Origin of the sequence: Helicobacter sp. MIT 01-3238, from assembly GCF_003364135.1 — a bacterium.
Lineage (GTDB): Bacteria > Campylobacterota > Campylobacteria > Campylobacterales > Helicobacteraceae > Helicobacter_B.
Genome location: NZ_NXLN01000019.1, coordinates 22988 through 38242, shown reverse-complemented (window position 1 = coordinate 38242; position 15255 = coordinate 22988). Strand labels below are relative to the sequence as shown.

Annotated in this window: 10 protein-coding genes; 7 read left to right on the top strand and 3 right to left on the bottom strand. The window is 40.9% G+C overall.

Annotated elements, in window-relative coordinates; genetic code table 11:
• Nucleotides 1-14: 14 nt before the first annotated feature.
• The 4 genes from CQA40_RS07440 (at nt 15) to CQA40_RS07425 (ending at nt 5474) form a co-directional block, all read left to right on the top strand.
• Nucleotides 15-662, top strand: a complete 648-nt coding sequence (locus tag CQA40_RS07440) for a tRNA (adenosine(37)-N6)-threonylcarbamoyltransferase complex ATPase subunit type 1 TsaE (RefSeq protein ID WP_115520256.1) — start codon at nt 15-17, stop codon at nt 660-662.
• A gap of 148 nt (nt 663-810) precedes the next feature.
• A complete protein-coding gene (lptB, locus tag CQA40_RS07435) occupies nt 811-1539 on the top strand; it encodes an LPS export ABC transporter ATP-binding protein (RefSeq protein WP_023927165.1) in 729 nt (242 codons plus the stop codon).
• 20 nt (nt 1540-1559) lie between these two features.
• On the top strand, nt 1560-2909 hold the full coding sequence (locus tag CQA40_RS07430; protein ID WP_258864499.1) for an RNA polymerase factor sigma-54: 1350 nt from the start codon (nt 1560-1562) through the stop codon (nt 2907-2909).
• A 30-nt stretch (nt 2910-2939) separates the two neighbouring features.
• The gene (locus tag CQA40_RS07425) at nt 2940-5474 is read left to right on the top strand and encodes an endonuclease MutS2 (RefSeq protein ID WP_115520255.1); all 2535 of its coding nucleotides are present in this window, start codon (nt 2940-2942) and stop codon (nt 5472-5474) included.
• A 244-nt stretch (nt 5475-5718) separates the two neighbouring features.
• Here CQA40_RS07425 and CQA40_RS07415 read toward each other — a convergent pair whose 3' ends face one another.
• The gene (locus tag CQA40_RS07415; protein ID WP_115520253.1) at nt 5719-8304 is read right to left on the bottom strand and encodes an ATP-dependent Clp protease ATP-binding subunit; all 2586 of its coding nucleotides are present in this window, start codon (nt 8302-8304) and stop codon (nt 5719-5721) included.
• Between the two features lie 348 nt (nt 8305-8652).
• Here CQA40_RS07415 and CQA40_RS07410 point away from each other — a divergent pair, with 348 nt between their 5' ends.
• The 3 genes from CQA40_RS07410 to kdsB all read left to right on the top strand — a co-directional run bounded on the left by CQA40_RS07410 (nt 8653) and on the right by kdsB (nt 11665).
• On the top strand, nt 8653-10005 hold the full coding sequence (locus CQA40_RS07410) for a S41 family peptidase (protein WP_115520252.1): 1353 nt from the start codon (nt 8653-8655) through the stop codon (nt 10003-10005).
• 107 nt (nt 10006-10112) lie between these two features.
• Complete coding sequence (locus tag CQA40_RS07405) at nt 10113-10856, top strand: di-trans,poly-cis-decaprenylcistransferase (RefSeq protein ID WP_115520251.1); 744 nt, start codon at nt 10113-10115, stop codon at nt 10854-10856.
• Between the two features lie 86 nt (nt 10857-10942).
• Nucleotides 10943-11665, top strand: coding sequence for a 3-deoxy-manno-octulosonate cytidylyltransferase (gene kdsB, locus CQA40_RS07400; protein ID WP_115520250.1), 723 nt, complete (start codon nt 10943-10945; stop codon nt 11663-11665).
• A gap of 151 nt (nt 11666-11816) precedes the next feature.
• On the opposite strand, the gene CQA40_RS07395 is transcribed toward kdsB, so the two are convergent.
• Both CQA40_RS07395 and flhA read right to left on the bottom strand, forming a co-directional pair.
• The gene (locus tag CQA40_RS07395; RefSeq protein ID WP_115520249.1) at nt 11817-12968 is read right to left on the bottom strand and encodes a DHH family phosphoesterase; all 1152 of its coding nucleotides are present in this window, start codon (nt 12966-12968) and stop codon (nt 11817-11819) included.
• A gap of 40 nt (nt 12969-13008) precedes the next feature.
• Nucleotides 13009-15228 (bottom strand): flagellar biosynthesis protein FlhA, encoded by a 2220-nt coding sequence (gene flhA, locus CQA40_RS07390; protein ID WP_115520248.1) that lies wholly within the window; start codon nt 15226-15228, stop codon nt 13009-13011.
• Between the last annotated feature and the right edge of the window lie 27 nt (nt 15229-15255).

Here is a 15255-nt window from a genome sequence, read left to right as displayed (position 1 = left end):
AATAAAACTAAGCAATGCAAAACAATCAACATACACCAAAGCAAGATTTTAGTGGCTTTGAAGTGATTGTGCCAAATAGGATTTTTTGCGCAAATGTAAAAAATATAAGCAAAATCGCGTTGAATATTTTGGAGAAAAAAGAGAGAATCTTTGTGCTAAGTGGGGCGGTAGGCAGTGGGAAAACCGCGCTTATACAAGCGATTTTATCAAGTATGGGTGGGGAGTTTATGGCGGTTAGCTCACCTACATTTGGGATACGACACGAGTATGGTAGAGTAGGCAAAAAGCCCCAAAGCACAAATAATGAAGCAAGCAAAGATGAAAGCAAAAATGCGGATAAAGAAAAATACGAAAATAAATATGAAGAAGTATATCACTATGATTTGTATAATGTAGATTTATATGAAGTTTTAGAGCTTGGACTTTTGGAGTGGCTAAGCCAAGATGGTTGGCATTTCATCGAGTGGGGGGAGCAAGTGTTGCCATTGCTAAAGTCAAGTGGCTTTGAGTGTGTGGAAGTGAGTATCACGGAGAGTTTGGATTTGCTAGATGAGATGATAGGCGACAAAGACAATGCAGAGTGCAAAAAAGAAGTGATACAGCGCAGTGCAAAAATTGATTTTCGTGCTCATTGTTGCAGATTTTATAAAATTTCTCCATAAAAGCACTAAAAACATTGAAAATTAAGACAATGCCGACTATAATACCAAGCAATTTTTGTTCTAACTAATTTTAATAAAAACCGCAAAATCTAAAAGCCTAAAATATTAGGACATTTAAATAGGAAATGCCAAAACACAAGGAGTGAAATTGGGAGAGCATAAGCTAGAAGCGAAAGATTTAGCTAAACATATCAAAAAAACCAAAATCGTAAATGGCATTTCTTTATCGCTTGAGAGTGGCGAAGTGGTAGGACTTCTAGGACCAAATGGAGCGGGGAAAACCACGACTTTTTATATGATTTGCGGACTGCTAAAGCCTAGCTCTGGGGGGGTGTTTTTGGATGGGGAGGATTTATCAAACTACCCTTTGCACAAGAGGGCAAATCTAGGCATAGGCTATCTTCCACAAGAATCAAGTATTTTCAAAGACTTAACCGTAGAGGAAAATCTAGCACTAGCTGCAGAAGCTACATTTAAAAACCAAAAAGCAGCCTCGCACAAAATCGAGCAAATGCTAGAGGCGTTTAATATCGAGCCTATACGCAAGCGCAAAGGGCTAAGCCTAAGTGGCGGGGAAAGACGGCGCGTAGAAATCGCCCGCGCACTCATCAAAGAGCCGAAGTTTATTTTGCTTGATGAGCCTTTTGCTGGGGTTGACCCTATTGCTGTGATTGATATTCAAAAGATTATCCAAAAACTTGTAGAAATGGATATAGGCGTGCTTATCACTGACCACAATGTCCGAGAAACGCTATCAGTATGCCAAAGGGCTTATGTGATAAAATCTGGCTCACTGCTTGCAAGCGGAAGCGCAGATGAAATCTATCAAAACTCCCTTGTGCGCCGCTACTACTTGGGCGAGCATTTTAGAGCATAGATTTGGCAAGGGGTGGATAAATGGCACAGGCTTCTATGCGGCTACGGCAAAATATCAAAGGCAAGCTATCTAATACCTTAAAAAGCTGGCTACCGATTTTGCAAGGGGATTTATCCGAAGTAGAAGAAATCCTAAAAGATTGCGCTATGCAAAATCCATTTATCAATATAAAAAATGCTAGGGAGGAGGATTTTGGGAGGGTTCATAAAGCAAGTAAGGCAAGCAAAAAAAGCAATAGCATAAGTGCAAAATCTAGCATAAGCGAGAAAATCGAGCAGCTAACAATCGCAAAAGATAGCTTCTATGAGAACCTAAGAGCGCAGATTTCTCCCCCGCTTTTTCCCACAGATATTAGTCAGCAAATTGCCTTTGATATTATTGAGGGGATTGATAGTGAGGGGTATTTTAGAGAGGATAGCGAGGCGTGTGCTAAGAGGCTTGGCGTAGAGGAAGCGGAGTATGAGAAAATCAGGCTACGATTTTGCTACTTAGAGCCTCGCGGGGTGGGGGCAAAAGATGTGCTTGAGTCGTTTTGCTTTCAGCTAGAATCAAGTGGCACGGATAATGATACTTATGAGCTTTGCACACAGATAATCCACAACCTAAGCTCGCATACCCAATACAAAAAATCGCCCTTTTATGAAGAAGCGATGAAAATCATACGAAGTTTTAAAAATCCACCCGGGCTAGATTTTGACTATGAGGAAAGCTATAAAATTCCTGATATTTATGTGCTTGAGGAGGAGGGAAGTGTAATCGTGCGAAGCAATGATGAATACTACCCGATAATTGAGCTAGAAAATAGAGAATCTAGGATTGATACACTAAGAAATAATAGAAATGCAAATATGGCAGATACACTCCAAGATACAGACAAAGACACACAAATCTACATAAAAACAAAAATCAAAGAAGCACGCGACTTGATAGACGCGCTTGAGATGCGCAAAGCCACGATAAAAAAAGTCGGGCTTATGATAGTGGATTATCAGTATGATTTTTTTATGGGAGGGGAGATGAAGCCTATGAAGCTAAAAGATATTGCTGAAGAGCTAGGATATGCACCAAGCACGATTTCACGAGCGATTTCTAATAAATATTTGGAGTGCTCAAGGGGGATTTTTGCTATAAAGAGCTTTTTTACCACTGCGATTGAGGGCGATGTAAGCAATGCTTCGATAAAAGATTTTCTAAGCGAAATCATAAAAAGTGAAAACAAGAAAAAACCGCTAAGTGATTTAAAAATCTTAAAAATGATAGAGGAAAAATTTGAGCTAAAAATAGTGCGCAGGACGATAACCAAGTATCGAAAACAGCTCAATATCGCAAGCTCAAGTGAACGCAAAAAACTCTATGAAATAGGGTATTAAACTTCATAAATATAAGTTAAAGAATCCCAAATGCAAATAGCGCAAAAAAATCCACAAAACGCCAAAAATATAAAATCACAAGTTTGTGAAGCACTTAGCGATACACAAAAAGAACAAAAAGAGCAAGAGCAAAATCTAGGCAATGATTGCTATGAATTTTTGGCTAGCAGTGCGGATTGCAAACTAATCAAGCAACTTGATTTAGAGTCCTTTTTTGCAGATTTTGCCACATTTCTTGCGCGTAAAAAGCCAATGTATTTAAACGGCGATTTAGCTGTGTATAAGAAAATGATAGATGAGCTAGATTTGGCATTTTGTGATAGTATCCACCTGCCACAAATCCCACGCGTAGATTTGCTAGAGCCTGCGCTAATGCACTTAAACAAAAATGGAAATCTGCACTTAAGTCAAATTTATAACATTAGCAAGATTTTGGGGTATTTTTGCACATTGCAAAAACATATCCAAAAAAACTCTCAAATCCCTGATAAAAGCACTCTAAAAGAATGGATAGAAAAAATCATTTTTCCTCCAAACTTGCTAGAATCTCTGCTTATTTTTACACAAAATGGCGAGATAAAAGACGGTATTTTCCCGCAAATAGATTCTATAAAATCCTCTATCTCAAATGTCGCTTTAAATATAAAATCCGAACTCTCTGCACTATTAAATTCCAAACATTTAGAATCTTATTTGGTTGATAAGCAAGTGCATTTTATCTATGAGTGTCAAACGCTTTTGCTAAAAGCTGGTTTTAGTAAGGCATTAAATGGCAATATATTAGAGCGCACGCAAAGTGGGTATTTTTATGTCCTGCCTAGTGATATTGCTAGGCTTTATGAGCGACAAAATAGCCTAAGAGATAGCCTTGAAGTAGAGATAGCAAATATCGCTAAAAATCTATCAGTTTTGCTTAAAAAGCATATTTTGTTTTTGCGCTTTATTGATAAGGAGTTTGATAAATTTGACTTGCTCCAAGCGCGGCTAAATTTTGCAAAATCTAAAAATTTGGAATTTATCTTGCCTTATGTCGCTAGTCAAAATCCAAAAAAAGCAAAGCAAGCAAAAGATATTTCAAGTTTTTATAGCGACTCTTTAAAAATCATTTTGCACGATTTTTGCCACCCGATTTTAGCAAACCCAAAGCCTACAAATATCATTTTTGACAAAGACGCACTTATCCTAACGGGCGTAAATGCTGGTGGCAAAACAATGCTGCTAAAATCTATTTTAAGTGCGGTGTTTTTAGCCAAACTTCTAATGCCTATGAAAATAAATCCTCACAAAAGTAGGATTCCCCACTTTAGGCAAATCACTGCTATCATCTCTGACCCACAAAACACCAAAAATGATATTTCTACTTTTGCAGGACGAATGCTTGAGTTTAGCCAAAATTTGGGGCGAGAGAATATGCTTTTGGGAATTGATGAAATCGAGCTAGGGACAGATGCTGATGAGGCAAGCTCGCTTTATCAAATCCTGCTAGATGAGATTCTAAAAAAGGGTAATAAAATCGTGCTTACTACTCATCACAAACGACTTGCTTCGCTTATGGCTGGGGATTTTCGTGTGCAGATGAGTGCGGCACTTTTTGATGTCAATCTAGGCAAACCTTTGTTTGAATTTTTGCACGGAAGCATTGGTAAAAGCTATGCCTTTGAGAGTGCGGAGAGATATGGGATTCCTACTCTTTTGGTTGAGAGGGCAAGGAAGCACTATGGCGAGGACAAAGAGCGACTAAATGAGCTTATAGAGCAATCTAGCAAGCTAGAAATAGAGCTAAAATCCAAGCAAGAACAAGCGCAAAAAGAGCTAGAAAATCTACAAAAAAAATCAGCACAATATGACGAGCTCATCATCGCACTCAAAGAAAAATTTGCAAAGAAAGAAATGGTAATGGAGAGGGCATACAAAGAAGCACTAGATGTATTGAAGCAAAAAGCAAATACGATGAGTGAAGCGCATAGAAATATCAATACTGCCCATAAGATTTTGGAGTCTTTTTATGCGCAAGATGATGAGAGTAGAGATGAGAGTGGCAAAAATGCTGGGCACACAAAAGCACACACTACAAACGAGACAAATCCAAAATCTAACTACAAAAAGGGTGATACTATCAAGTATAATGGCAAAAGAGGCAAAATCCTAGAAGTCCATAGCAAGCATTTTTTGGTAGAGCTAGATTCTGGTATGAGGTTAAAGGTGGATTTTGCAAAGGCAAATGAAAAAAGCCACTCAAATCTTTTGCCTACTCACAAACTCCAAAAAGATAGCTCAAAAAGTGTCGCAACAAAAGGATACACTCTAGAGCTAGCGCATAGTGGCGCAAGCCCTAGCCTTGATTTGCACGGATTTCGCGTAGAGGAAGCGATAGAGGCTATGGAAGATTTTATTTCTAAAAGTTTGGTGGCTGGGTTTGATGAGGTGGCGATATGCCACGGACTAGGTGGGGGCGTGCTAGCAAGGGTTACACGCGAGTTTTTAAGCACACACCCAAAGGTGGTTAGCTTTTGTGATGCGCCACCAAAGCTAGGTGGTATGGGCACGCAAATCGTGCGATTATAAAATATGCTTTTGTAAAAATCTTAAAAAAGCGCAATTTGAGATTTTAGGCACATTAGCAAAAGGAGCGCAAAAGGAAGCTTGCAAAAGTCTTTGTTTGGTGGTGTAAAATACACGCCACGACAAAAATCTATAAAAAGTATTTTTACAAAGTGGGTGGCGCAATTTTTTGCTTATGACTATTTGACAAACCTAGCAAAAACACTTCGCAATGCTTCTTGCAACCCTTTGACTACAAGCACACTCCTTAGTGTGAAATTTTCGCTTTTATCCCCTCTTTGTCCGCGCTAAATTCTACTTTGTCTCCGTCTTTTAGCTTGTCTTCTAGTATAAGTTCGGCAAGTCTATCTTCTATCTCTTCATAGAGTGCGCGTTTTAGCGGGCGCGCCCCAAACACAGGGTCAAAGCCCACACTTGCGATAAACTCCTTTGCTCTAGAATCTAGAGTGATAGTTATGTCGCGCTCTTTGAGTTTGCTAGCGATGTGGGCAAACATTATATCCACGATTTGTGTTATCTGGCTTTGTCCCAAAGGATTAAAAATCACCATATCATCAAGGCGGTTTAGAAATTCTGGCTTAAAGTAGCCTTTTAGCTCGTCTTTCACGGCGTTTTCGCGCTCGTTTTTGTCCTCTATTTGCATTATTTTGTCGCTACCTATATTGCTTGTCAAAATGATAATGGTGTTTTTGAAATCCACCGTTACGCCCTTGTTGTCCGTTAGACGCCCATCATCAAGCACTTGCAAAAGCAGGTTAAACACATCGGGGTGTGCTTTTTCGATTTCATCAAAAAGTAGCACACAATAGGGCTTCCTGCGCACCGCTTCGGTAAGCTGCCCGCCCTCTTCATAGCCTACATAGCCCGGGGCTGCTCCCACAAGGCGCGAAACCTCGTGCTTTTGCATATATTCGCTCATATCAAAGCGCACGAGGTTTTTCTCACTATCAAAGAGAAATCGCGCCAATGCCTTAGCCGATTCTGTCTTACCAACGCCTGTGGGTCCCAAAAAAAGAAAACTCCCAATAGGGCGATTGCTATCGCTAAGCCCTGCTTTGTTGCGCTTGATTGCCCGAGCGATTGCCTTTAGCGCGGCTTGTTGCCCGATGACAGATTGCGCGAGTTTTTCCTCTATGCCTAGAATTTTCTCTTTTTCACTTTGGAGCATTTTTTGGATAGGGATTTGCGTCCAGCGACTAATGATTTTAGCGATACTCTCTTGGGTAACGGCGTTTTTTAGTAGCGTGCCTCCATCTTGCATTTGCTCCCATTTCTCATTAAGTGCCTTTTCGTTTTCTATCGCCTTTGGTAGCGTGTCATAGTCGATTTTGGCGGCTTCTTCGAGCTTGCCCTCGCGCTTAAAAATATCGCTATTGCGCTTTAAATTCTCGATTTCATCTTTTGCTTTGGCGATTTGCTCAAAGACAGATTTTTCATTCTCAAACCTCGCTTCTAGCTTTGCCCTCTCCTCATCGGCATTGCTGATTTGCTTTTCTATCTCTTTTAGCCGATTGCTCGCACTTGTGGAGTCTTTTTCCATTTTTAGGGCTTCTTTTTCGACTTTTAGATTTTGCACCACGCGCTTTATGTTTGCAAGCTCAAAAGGCTCGGATTCGATTTGCATTTTGAGCTCGGCAGCTGCTTCATCGATTAAGTCAATGGCTTTATCAGGCAAAAATCTATCTGTGATATAGCGTGATGAGAGCTTAGCAGCAGCCACAAGTGCTGAATCTGTGATATTTACTTTGTGGTGGGCTTCTAATCGCTCCTTTAGTCCGCGCAAGATTTGTAGCGACTCGCTCACGGTTGGCTCATTTAGTGGCACGGGCTGAAATCGCCGTGTGAGAGCGGCGTCTTTTTCAAAGTATTTGCGGTATTCTTTTAGCGTGGTCGCGCCGATAGTGTGTAGCTCACCACGAGAGAGTGCGGGCTTTAGGATATTTGCCGCGTCCATAGAGCCCTCGCTCGCCCCCGCTCCCACGATAGTGTGAATCTCATCGATAAACAAAATCACATTCGCGCTTTTTTTGACTTCATCGACAACCGCCTTTAGTCGCTCCTCAAACTCGCCTCGATACTTCGCTCCGCTGATAAGCGCACTCATATCAAGCGCGATTACGCGTTTGTTTTGCAAAGAGAGTGGCACATCTTTTTTGATGATTTTTTGGGCTAGTCCCTCTACGGCTGCGGTTTTGCCTACACCGGGTTCGCCTAGTAGGATTGGGTTGTTTTTTGTCTTGCGTATGAGGATTTGCATAAGTCGCTGTATCTCCTCATCTCTGCCGATGACGGGGTCTAGCTTGCCCTCTAGTGCTTTTGCTGTAAGGTCTATGCCGTATTTTGCTAGGGCTTGCAAGTTTGAATCATCGTTTTGGTTTAGGATTTTGCTTCCTGCGCGGATTGATTCGAGTGTCTTTGCTAGCTCGTGGGTGTCTATATATTTCCCCAAAATTTGCTTAAAATCATCGCTTTTTAGGTTGGCAATGATGAAATTATCTAGTGCTACGAAGTTATCGCCATTTTGCGTGGCGTGGGCTAGGGCTAAATCTAGTGCGTTTTTTAGCTCGCTTGATAGAGAGATATTTTCACTTGATACACTAGAGGATTTTGGTAGGGACTCTACCGCGCTTTTTGCTTCTAGCTCTATTGCTTGTGTTTGTGCGTCCATTTTGTTTAGGGCTTGGTTTAGCAGGCTTTGATGATTTGCTAGCATAGCCCAGATGATATGCTTGCTTGTGAGCTCGGCATTGCCTGCGTGCAGGGCAAGCGAAGCAGCAGAATCTAGTGTTTCTTTGAAATGATTTGTAAGTTTGTCAAAAAGAGAATTTTGCATTTTCACTCCTTTAAGTTTTGTCTTTGCGTTTTTAGTGTTTTGTATTTATGTGTATTGTTTGCTTTTGTCAAAATCAAACTTTATACAAAAGGCATTATAATACTTTAGTCTAAACATATAAACTTTTTTTACTCATTTATTGTTAAGGTTTTGAAAATTTAGTGAGAATCTAGCAATAATTTTGCTTTGTTGCTTGTTTTTAAGCGTTTTTGTGGGATTTGGCTTGATATTTGCTAGTTTTTGGATAAAATACGCCTTTGCTTTTAAGCCTAAAATATTTGGGATAAAGACTTTGGTTTAGGCGAGATTTTGCAAATTTTTAAGCACGATTAGGAGAAAAAAGACACGATGAATAAGAAATACTTTTTCTTGGGCGTAGGAATCGCATTTGTTTGGGCTTTGCTAGCTTTTAGCAATGTGTTTGCTATATCACAAGGCACTCAAAAGCCACAAAATCCGCAAGCAGACAGGAAGCAACGCGCTCAAGCGATTGAAAAATTTTCTAAAACCCTCTCAATCATAGAATCTTACTATGTCGATGAAGTGGGGGTAGAAGAGATTGTGGATAAGGCTATTGATGGGCTTATAAGCAATCTAGACGCACACTCTGCCTACCTTGATGAGAAAAAATACAAAGAGCTAAAAATCCAAACCAAAGGCGAGTTTGGCGGACTAGGAATCACAGTGGGACTAAAAGATGGTGCACTTACGGTAATCGCCCCGCTAGATGACACTCCCGCGCAAAGAGCAGGGCTAAAAAGTGGCGATGTTATCCTAAAAATCGAAAATCAAAGCACGATAGGAATGAGTATAGATGATGCTGTAAATCTAATGCGTGGTAAGCCAAAAACACCTATCACTATAAGCATAGTGCGAAAGGGCGAGGGCAAGCCTATGGAGTTCAAGCTCGTGCGCGACATCATCAAAGTCAAATCCGTGTATGCCAAAAAGATTGAAGACACAGATTATCTCTATTTGCGTGTAAATTCATTTGATGAGAATGTAACACAATCTGCAAGCGCAGCCCTAAAAGAGCACACAAAGATAAAAGGGCTTGTGCTAGATTTGCGAAATAATCCGGGTGGGCTACTTGACCAAGCGGTGGATTTGTCAAATCTCTTTATCAAAGACGGCGTCATCGTATCCCAAAAAGGCAAAGTCAATGAGGAAAACATAAGCTACAAAGCCACAGGTAAAGCACCATACTCAAAGCTACCTATCGTAGCCCTTGTCAATGCAGGCACAGCAAGTGCTAGCGAAATCGTGTCAGGCGCACTCCAAGACCACAGACGCGCTATCGTGGTGGGCGAGGAGACATTTGGCAAAGGAAGCGTGCAAATGGTAATCCCCATAAGCTCAAATGAAGCTATCAAGCTAACTACTGCCAAATACTACCTACCAAGTGGGAGAACCATACAAGCTGTAGGCGTCAAGCCAGATATAATAGTCCATCCGGGGAGCGTGCCACAAAGTGATGGCGGGCTTGAGATAAAAGAAGCAGATTTACGAAATCATCTAGAAAATGAACTTCGCAAAATCGATAACAAAGGCGAAAAACCAACCGAGTCCAAAAAAGAATCTCAAAAGCTAATCTCTCAATCAGACATAGCCGATGATATACAGCTAAAATCTGCCATAGATGCTCTCACTGCGTGGAATATCCTAAGTGCAGAGAAAACACCAAGTGCCAAAGCTAACTAATACTTTAGCTTAGGAAGTCTGTATTTTAGATTTCTTTTGTGTTTTGTGTGGCTGTTGATTTGTTTTAGGGACATAATTGCAGGGGGGTTTGGTAATAAAGGCAAAAAATGGCAAAAGACTTAGCCACTTCTTTATCTCATATAGCTATCATAATGGATGGTAATGGTAGATGGGCACAAATGCGTGGCAAAGGACGCAAGGCTGGACACAAAGAGGGGGCAAAAAAGGTGCGCGAAATCACTACTTGGTGCGCCAAAAATCATATTGCTTATCTCACGCTTTATGCTTTTTCCACAGAGAATTGGGCTCGTCCAAAGCAAGAAGTGGATTTCCTACTAAAACTACTTGAAAAATACCTAAAAAATGAAGCAAAAACTTATCATAAACACCAAATAAGATTTCGCGCTATTGGCGATATTGGCGCGTTTAGCAAGACACTGCAAAATCTCATAACACAACTAGAATCTAGCACACATAGCTACACAAATCTAACCCAAGTTTTGGCACTCAATTATGGCTCAAGAGATGAGCTAGCCCGTGCATTTGGCAAAATCCTAAAATCTAAGCAACTATCAAAACCTACTCAAGCACAACAAATGCCACAAACGCTACAAAAATCTAGCGACATACAAGCCCTAATAGCCAAGAATTTAGACACTTATGATTTGCCAGATGTGGATTTGCTTATCCGCACAGGTGGGGAGCAGAGATTATCAAACTTTTTGCTATGGCAGGCAAGCTATGCGGAGCTGTATTTTAGCAAGACGCTTTTTCCAGATTTTGGCACGCGTGAGCTAGAGCGAATTATAGTGGATTTTAGCAAGAGGGTTAGGCGATTTGGCGGGCTATGAAGCAAAAACTAGCAAAAACTAAGAATTGACAGAGATAAAAGCAGGTCAAATCTAGTAAAATCCCAAAAACACTTTAAGGAGAAAAAATGATAATTATCCCAGCTAGGCTTTCCTCCACCCGCTTTCCAAACAAGATTTTGGCAGATATACAAGGCGAACCGATGCTAATAAAAACTGCTAAAAATGCTAGCAAAATCGATGAAGTGTGTATAGCTTGTGATGATGAGGGTGTGCTAGAGCTGTGCAAAAGAGCGGGACTCCAAGCCCTTATCACTTCTAAGCACCACCAAAGTGGCACAGATAGATGCAACGAAGCAGCAAAAAAGCTCGGGCTAAATAGCAAAGAAATCATCATAAATATTCAAGCAGATGAGCCGTTTTTGGAATCAGCCGTGATAGAATCGCTAAAAGACATAATGCAAAAAGGTGCTTGGATGGGGAGCTGTGCAAAAGTGATAAGCCAAAGCGAAATAGAAAATCCAAATCTTGTAAAAGTCGTTCTAAATAAGCAAAATGAAGCGATTTATTTCTCTCGCGCAAGCATTCCTTTTTGGCGAGATAAAGAGTCCAAAAGCCCACCGATTTATTATGGGCATTTGGGTGTATATGGGTATAGCGCAGAATCTTTGGCGGAGTTTTGTGCATTGCCAAATGAGCTAGATTCTAGTCCGCTAGAGCATATCGAAAAGCTAGAGCAACTTCGTGCGATATACTATGGCAAACGCATACAAATGACAATCGTGCAAAGCCAAAGTATCGGCATAGACACAAAAGAGGATTTGCAAAGAGCATTGGAGCGATTTGGCTAAAAATAGATAGATTTTCTAAGTGGTTTTACTATGAGGGAAATTTGCAAAACGCGTTATGACAAAAATAAGGTTCAAATGATTTTGTTTGTGTAAAAACTCCTAAGTAATTTTTGGATTTCAAAAAAACCGCACGCTAGAAAGTTTAAAAAATCTAGCCTTGTAAGGCACTTTGGACTTGGGATTTTATATCCTCATATAAAAAGCCCTCTTTGAAATTATCTAGCTTGCCTCCTGCGGCGTTTTTGTGTCCCCCGCCGTTAAATACTTCTTTGCTTAGCTCGCTTACATCGCACGCACCATTTGCCCGCAGGCTAATCGTGCCACGCATATTTATATCCATATAAAAATCATACTCCTCATTTTGTCGCAAAAAGCGATTGGCAAGCACGCTAATCCCACCCATACAATAGCTCAAAAAGCCCTTTTTGTCGCCATAAAAAATCGTGCAATTCTCTTTCATTCCCTCCAAAAGTTCGCACTGGATACGAGAGCAGACGCTATCCATTGTTTCTTTATCTGGCGTGCCTTTTAGGGCGAGCTTTTTTAGCATAAACACAGCGTTGTCAAATTCTACCGCACCTTTTTGTAAATACTCAAAAGCAAAATCCAAAAGGGCAAATTTATACGCCCTATGAGGTTCATCAAACATAAAGCGATTTAGCTCATTGCTCATAGCTATCATTCCAAGCGCGACTTTGCCAAACTCAAAATTCTCTCCATCTTCTAGCCAAATATCTATGGCATTTATCATCTCTATGAAGTCTTTTAGCTTAGATAGATTCTCTAGTTTTTGATTTTCTAGCGAAAACATTTTTGGTAGTGTTTCATAAGTGATTTTGCTAGCACAGCGTGTATCATCTAGATGATACCATTCATAGATTTTGGCGCACTCCTCGCCACTTATGTGGTGGTCTAGCAGTAGGGCTTTGACATTGTGTCCGCTTGCTTCATAGCTTGCTATTTTTTCATTTAGCCATTTTGCCTCGCTAGGAGTTAGGTTTAAATCCGTGATTAAAATCAAAAATTGCTCGCCACTGTCGCTAGAATCTAGCTTTTTATCAGCCTTGTTATTTGACTTATCACTTAGCTTGGGGCGAAACTTTGATTCTAGTAAGCTAAGCGTGGAAGTCATACTGCCTTTTGTGAGTTGTGCGTCTATTTTTGTGCAGATATGTTGTAGTCGCACGCTCACTTCTTTGCCGTAGTTTGCGTTAAAAAAGCAAATATCATCAAATACTTTGTTTGCGACATATTGACAGCCATAGCCGTCCAAATCTGTATGAGAGAGATGAAAAACTTTCATTTTTATTCCTTATGATTTATTTCTTTTTAGCTTTGTGTGCTTAGGCACTTCTAAAGCTAGGCTCGATGATTCCTACAAACTCATATTTGGAGTTTATATCGATTTCTGCGGAGCTAAGAAGCACGACATCAATTCGCAACTCTTTTAGCTTGTTGTATAGCGGACGCCGTAGCTTTGGTCCTGCTACGATGACAAAGTGCAGGATATTTTTTGCTTTTAGCTCACCTACTTTGGATTCGCACGCTTCTAGTAGCTTTTGGGTTTCTCCTGTGCTTAGCTCCAAAATCAGCCCAAAATCTGGGTCTATGCGGATTTTGGAGTTTAGATACTCTTCATCAAGTGGTGCAAAGGTAAGAATTTTTAGGCTTCCATCATCAGCGGCAAAAGTATGTGTTATCACTCGTGCAAGCTTGGAGCGGACATTTTCTACGACTAAGTCAATATCCATATTTTGCTTATCTACGATAGTTTCTAGGATAGTTAGCATATCTCGTATAGGCACTTGCTCAGATAGTAGCTTTTGTAGCACGGAGCGAATCATAGCTGGGATTTTGCGTGCTTCCTCGATAAGTGCTGGGTAGTCTTCTGCCATTCTGTCTAGGATTTCTTTGATAGCATCACGCGTGATAAACTCTTCTGCGTGTCGCTTGACTAGTTCGCTTATATGTGTAGAAACCACCGTGCTTGGGTCGATGATAGTGTAGCCACTCATTAGCGCGTCTTCTTTGTCTTTTGGCTCTATCCATAGGGCGTTCATACCAAATGCTGGCTCTGTGGTTTCTATGCCCTCGATTTTTTTGCCAACGATGCCTGTATCCATTGCTAAAAATTTGTGAGGCATTACCGAGCCTTCGCCGATGACTACGCCTTTTAGCTTGATTTCGTAGTTTTGTGGTGGAAGGTGGAGGTTATCCCTGATTCTCACTTGTGGCATAAGAAACCCAAAATTTGAAGCGAGGTTTTTGCGCACAGAGCGCACACGCTCGATAAGCACTCCTCCTTGTTTTTGGTCGGCTAGCCCGATAAGCTCATATCCCAGCCCTAGCTCTAAGAAGTCAATTTTTAGTGCGTCATTTAGATTTCGCTCTTCTTCTTTTTTGATTTCCTCTGGGGATTTTTCTTCTTTGGGTGCGGGGGCGTGGCTAGCTTCTTTTACTTGCTCCTCTTCATCAAAGCTAGGCAATGACAAATCCATATTGAATCGTTTGTTTATCCAATCTATGAGTATAGATAAAAGACTTCGTTTATCCTCTCTAGAGAGAACCCACGCGATAAATAGCATAAGTGAGCCTACAAACATAAGCGACAAAGTCGGCAAGCCGGGTATGGAGGCAAAAAGTAGCAAAATCGCACCTACGATGATAAGGGTTTTTGACTGCGAAGTAAGCTGGGATATGAGATTTTGGGCGAAACTTTCTTTTGAGTTTTCGCTAGCAGCTGTGCGTGTGGCGACTATGCCTGTGGCAGTGGCGATGACTAGGGCTGGGATTTGTCCTACTAGCCCATCGCCGATAGTCAAAATACTAAAAGTGCTAGCAGAATCTGCTATACTTAAATCGCGCTGAAACACACCGATAAGGAATCCACCGATAATGTTTATAATGGTTATGATGATAGAGGCTATGGCATCGCCTTTGACAAATTTGCTAGCACCATCCATAGAGCCATAAAAATCTGCTTCTTGGGCAAGTGCTGCTCGTCTAGCTTTTGCCTCATCTTCGCTTATAAGCCCGCTGTTGAAATCCGCATCAATCGCCATTTGCTTACCCGGCATCGCATCTAGCGCAAACCTCGCTCGCACTTCGGTTACGCGTGTAGAGCCGTTTGTAACCACAAGTAGATTTACAAGCACCAATATTGTAAAGATAATCGTGCCGATGACATAGTTTCCACCTATGGTAAATTCCCCAAATGCAGCGATAATATCACTAACTGCGTTTGGTCCTTTATACCCCTCGGTTAGAATCATTCTAGTGGTGGCGACATTTAGCGCAAGGCGATAGAGTGTAACGATAAGCAAAAGTGTGGGGAAAGCTGAAAAATCCGTAGGCTTAGTGATATAGAGGGCTATAAAAATGATAAGGATTGAAAGCATAATAGAAATAGTGATGAGAAAATCCAAAATCGCAGGGGGGAGTGGGACAATGATGATGACTAAAATACAGAGCAAAAAAGCTACGACGGTCAAGTCTTTGGATTTTTGAAGTGTGCCCAAAAAAGAAAAAAGTCGTTTATAAATGTTTTGCCTTGCAGTTGCCATTTTTAGCGAGCCTTTTGGTGTTTAAGT

Bases quoted from the DNA above. Each gene is read 5' to 3' on its own strand.
- CQA40_RS07415 (WP_115520253.1), bottom strand. From the start codon at position 8,304: ATGCAAAATTCTCTTTTTGACAAACTTACAAATCATTTCAAAGAAACA.
- CQA40_RS07405 (WP_115520251.1), top strand. From the start codon at position 10,113: ATGGCAAAAGACTTAGCCACTTCTTTATCTCATATAGCTATCATAATG.
- CQA40_RS07410 (WP_115520252.1), top strand. From the start codon at position 8,653: ATGAATAAGAAATACTTTTTCTTGGGCGTAGGAATCGCATTTGTTTGG.
- CQA40_RS07440 (WP_115520256.1), top strand. From the start codon at position 15: ATGCAAAACAATCAACATACACCAAAGCAAGATTTTAGTGGCTTTGAA.
- CQA40_RS07430 (WP_258864499.1), top strand. From the start codon at position 1,560: ATGGCACAGGCTTCTATGCGGCTACGGCAAAATATCAAAGGCAAGCTA.
- CQA40_RS07395 (WP_115520249.1), bottom strand. From the start codon at position 12,968: ATGAAAGTTTTTCATCTCTCTCATACAGATTTGGACGGCTATGGCTGT.
- flhA (WP_115520248.1), bottom strand. From the start codon at position 15,228: ATGGCAACTGCAAGGCAAAACATTTATAAACGACTTTTTTCTTTTTTG.
- CQA40_RS07425 (WP_115520255.1), top strand. From the start codon at position 2,940: ATGCAAATAGCGCAAAAAAATCCACAAAACGCCAAAAATATAAAATCA.
- kdsB (WP_115520250.1), top strand. From the start codon at position 10,943: ATGATAATTATCCCAGCTAGGCTTTCCTCCACCCGCTTTCCAAACAAG.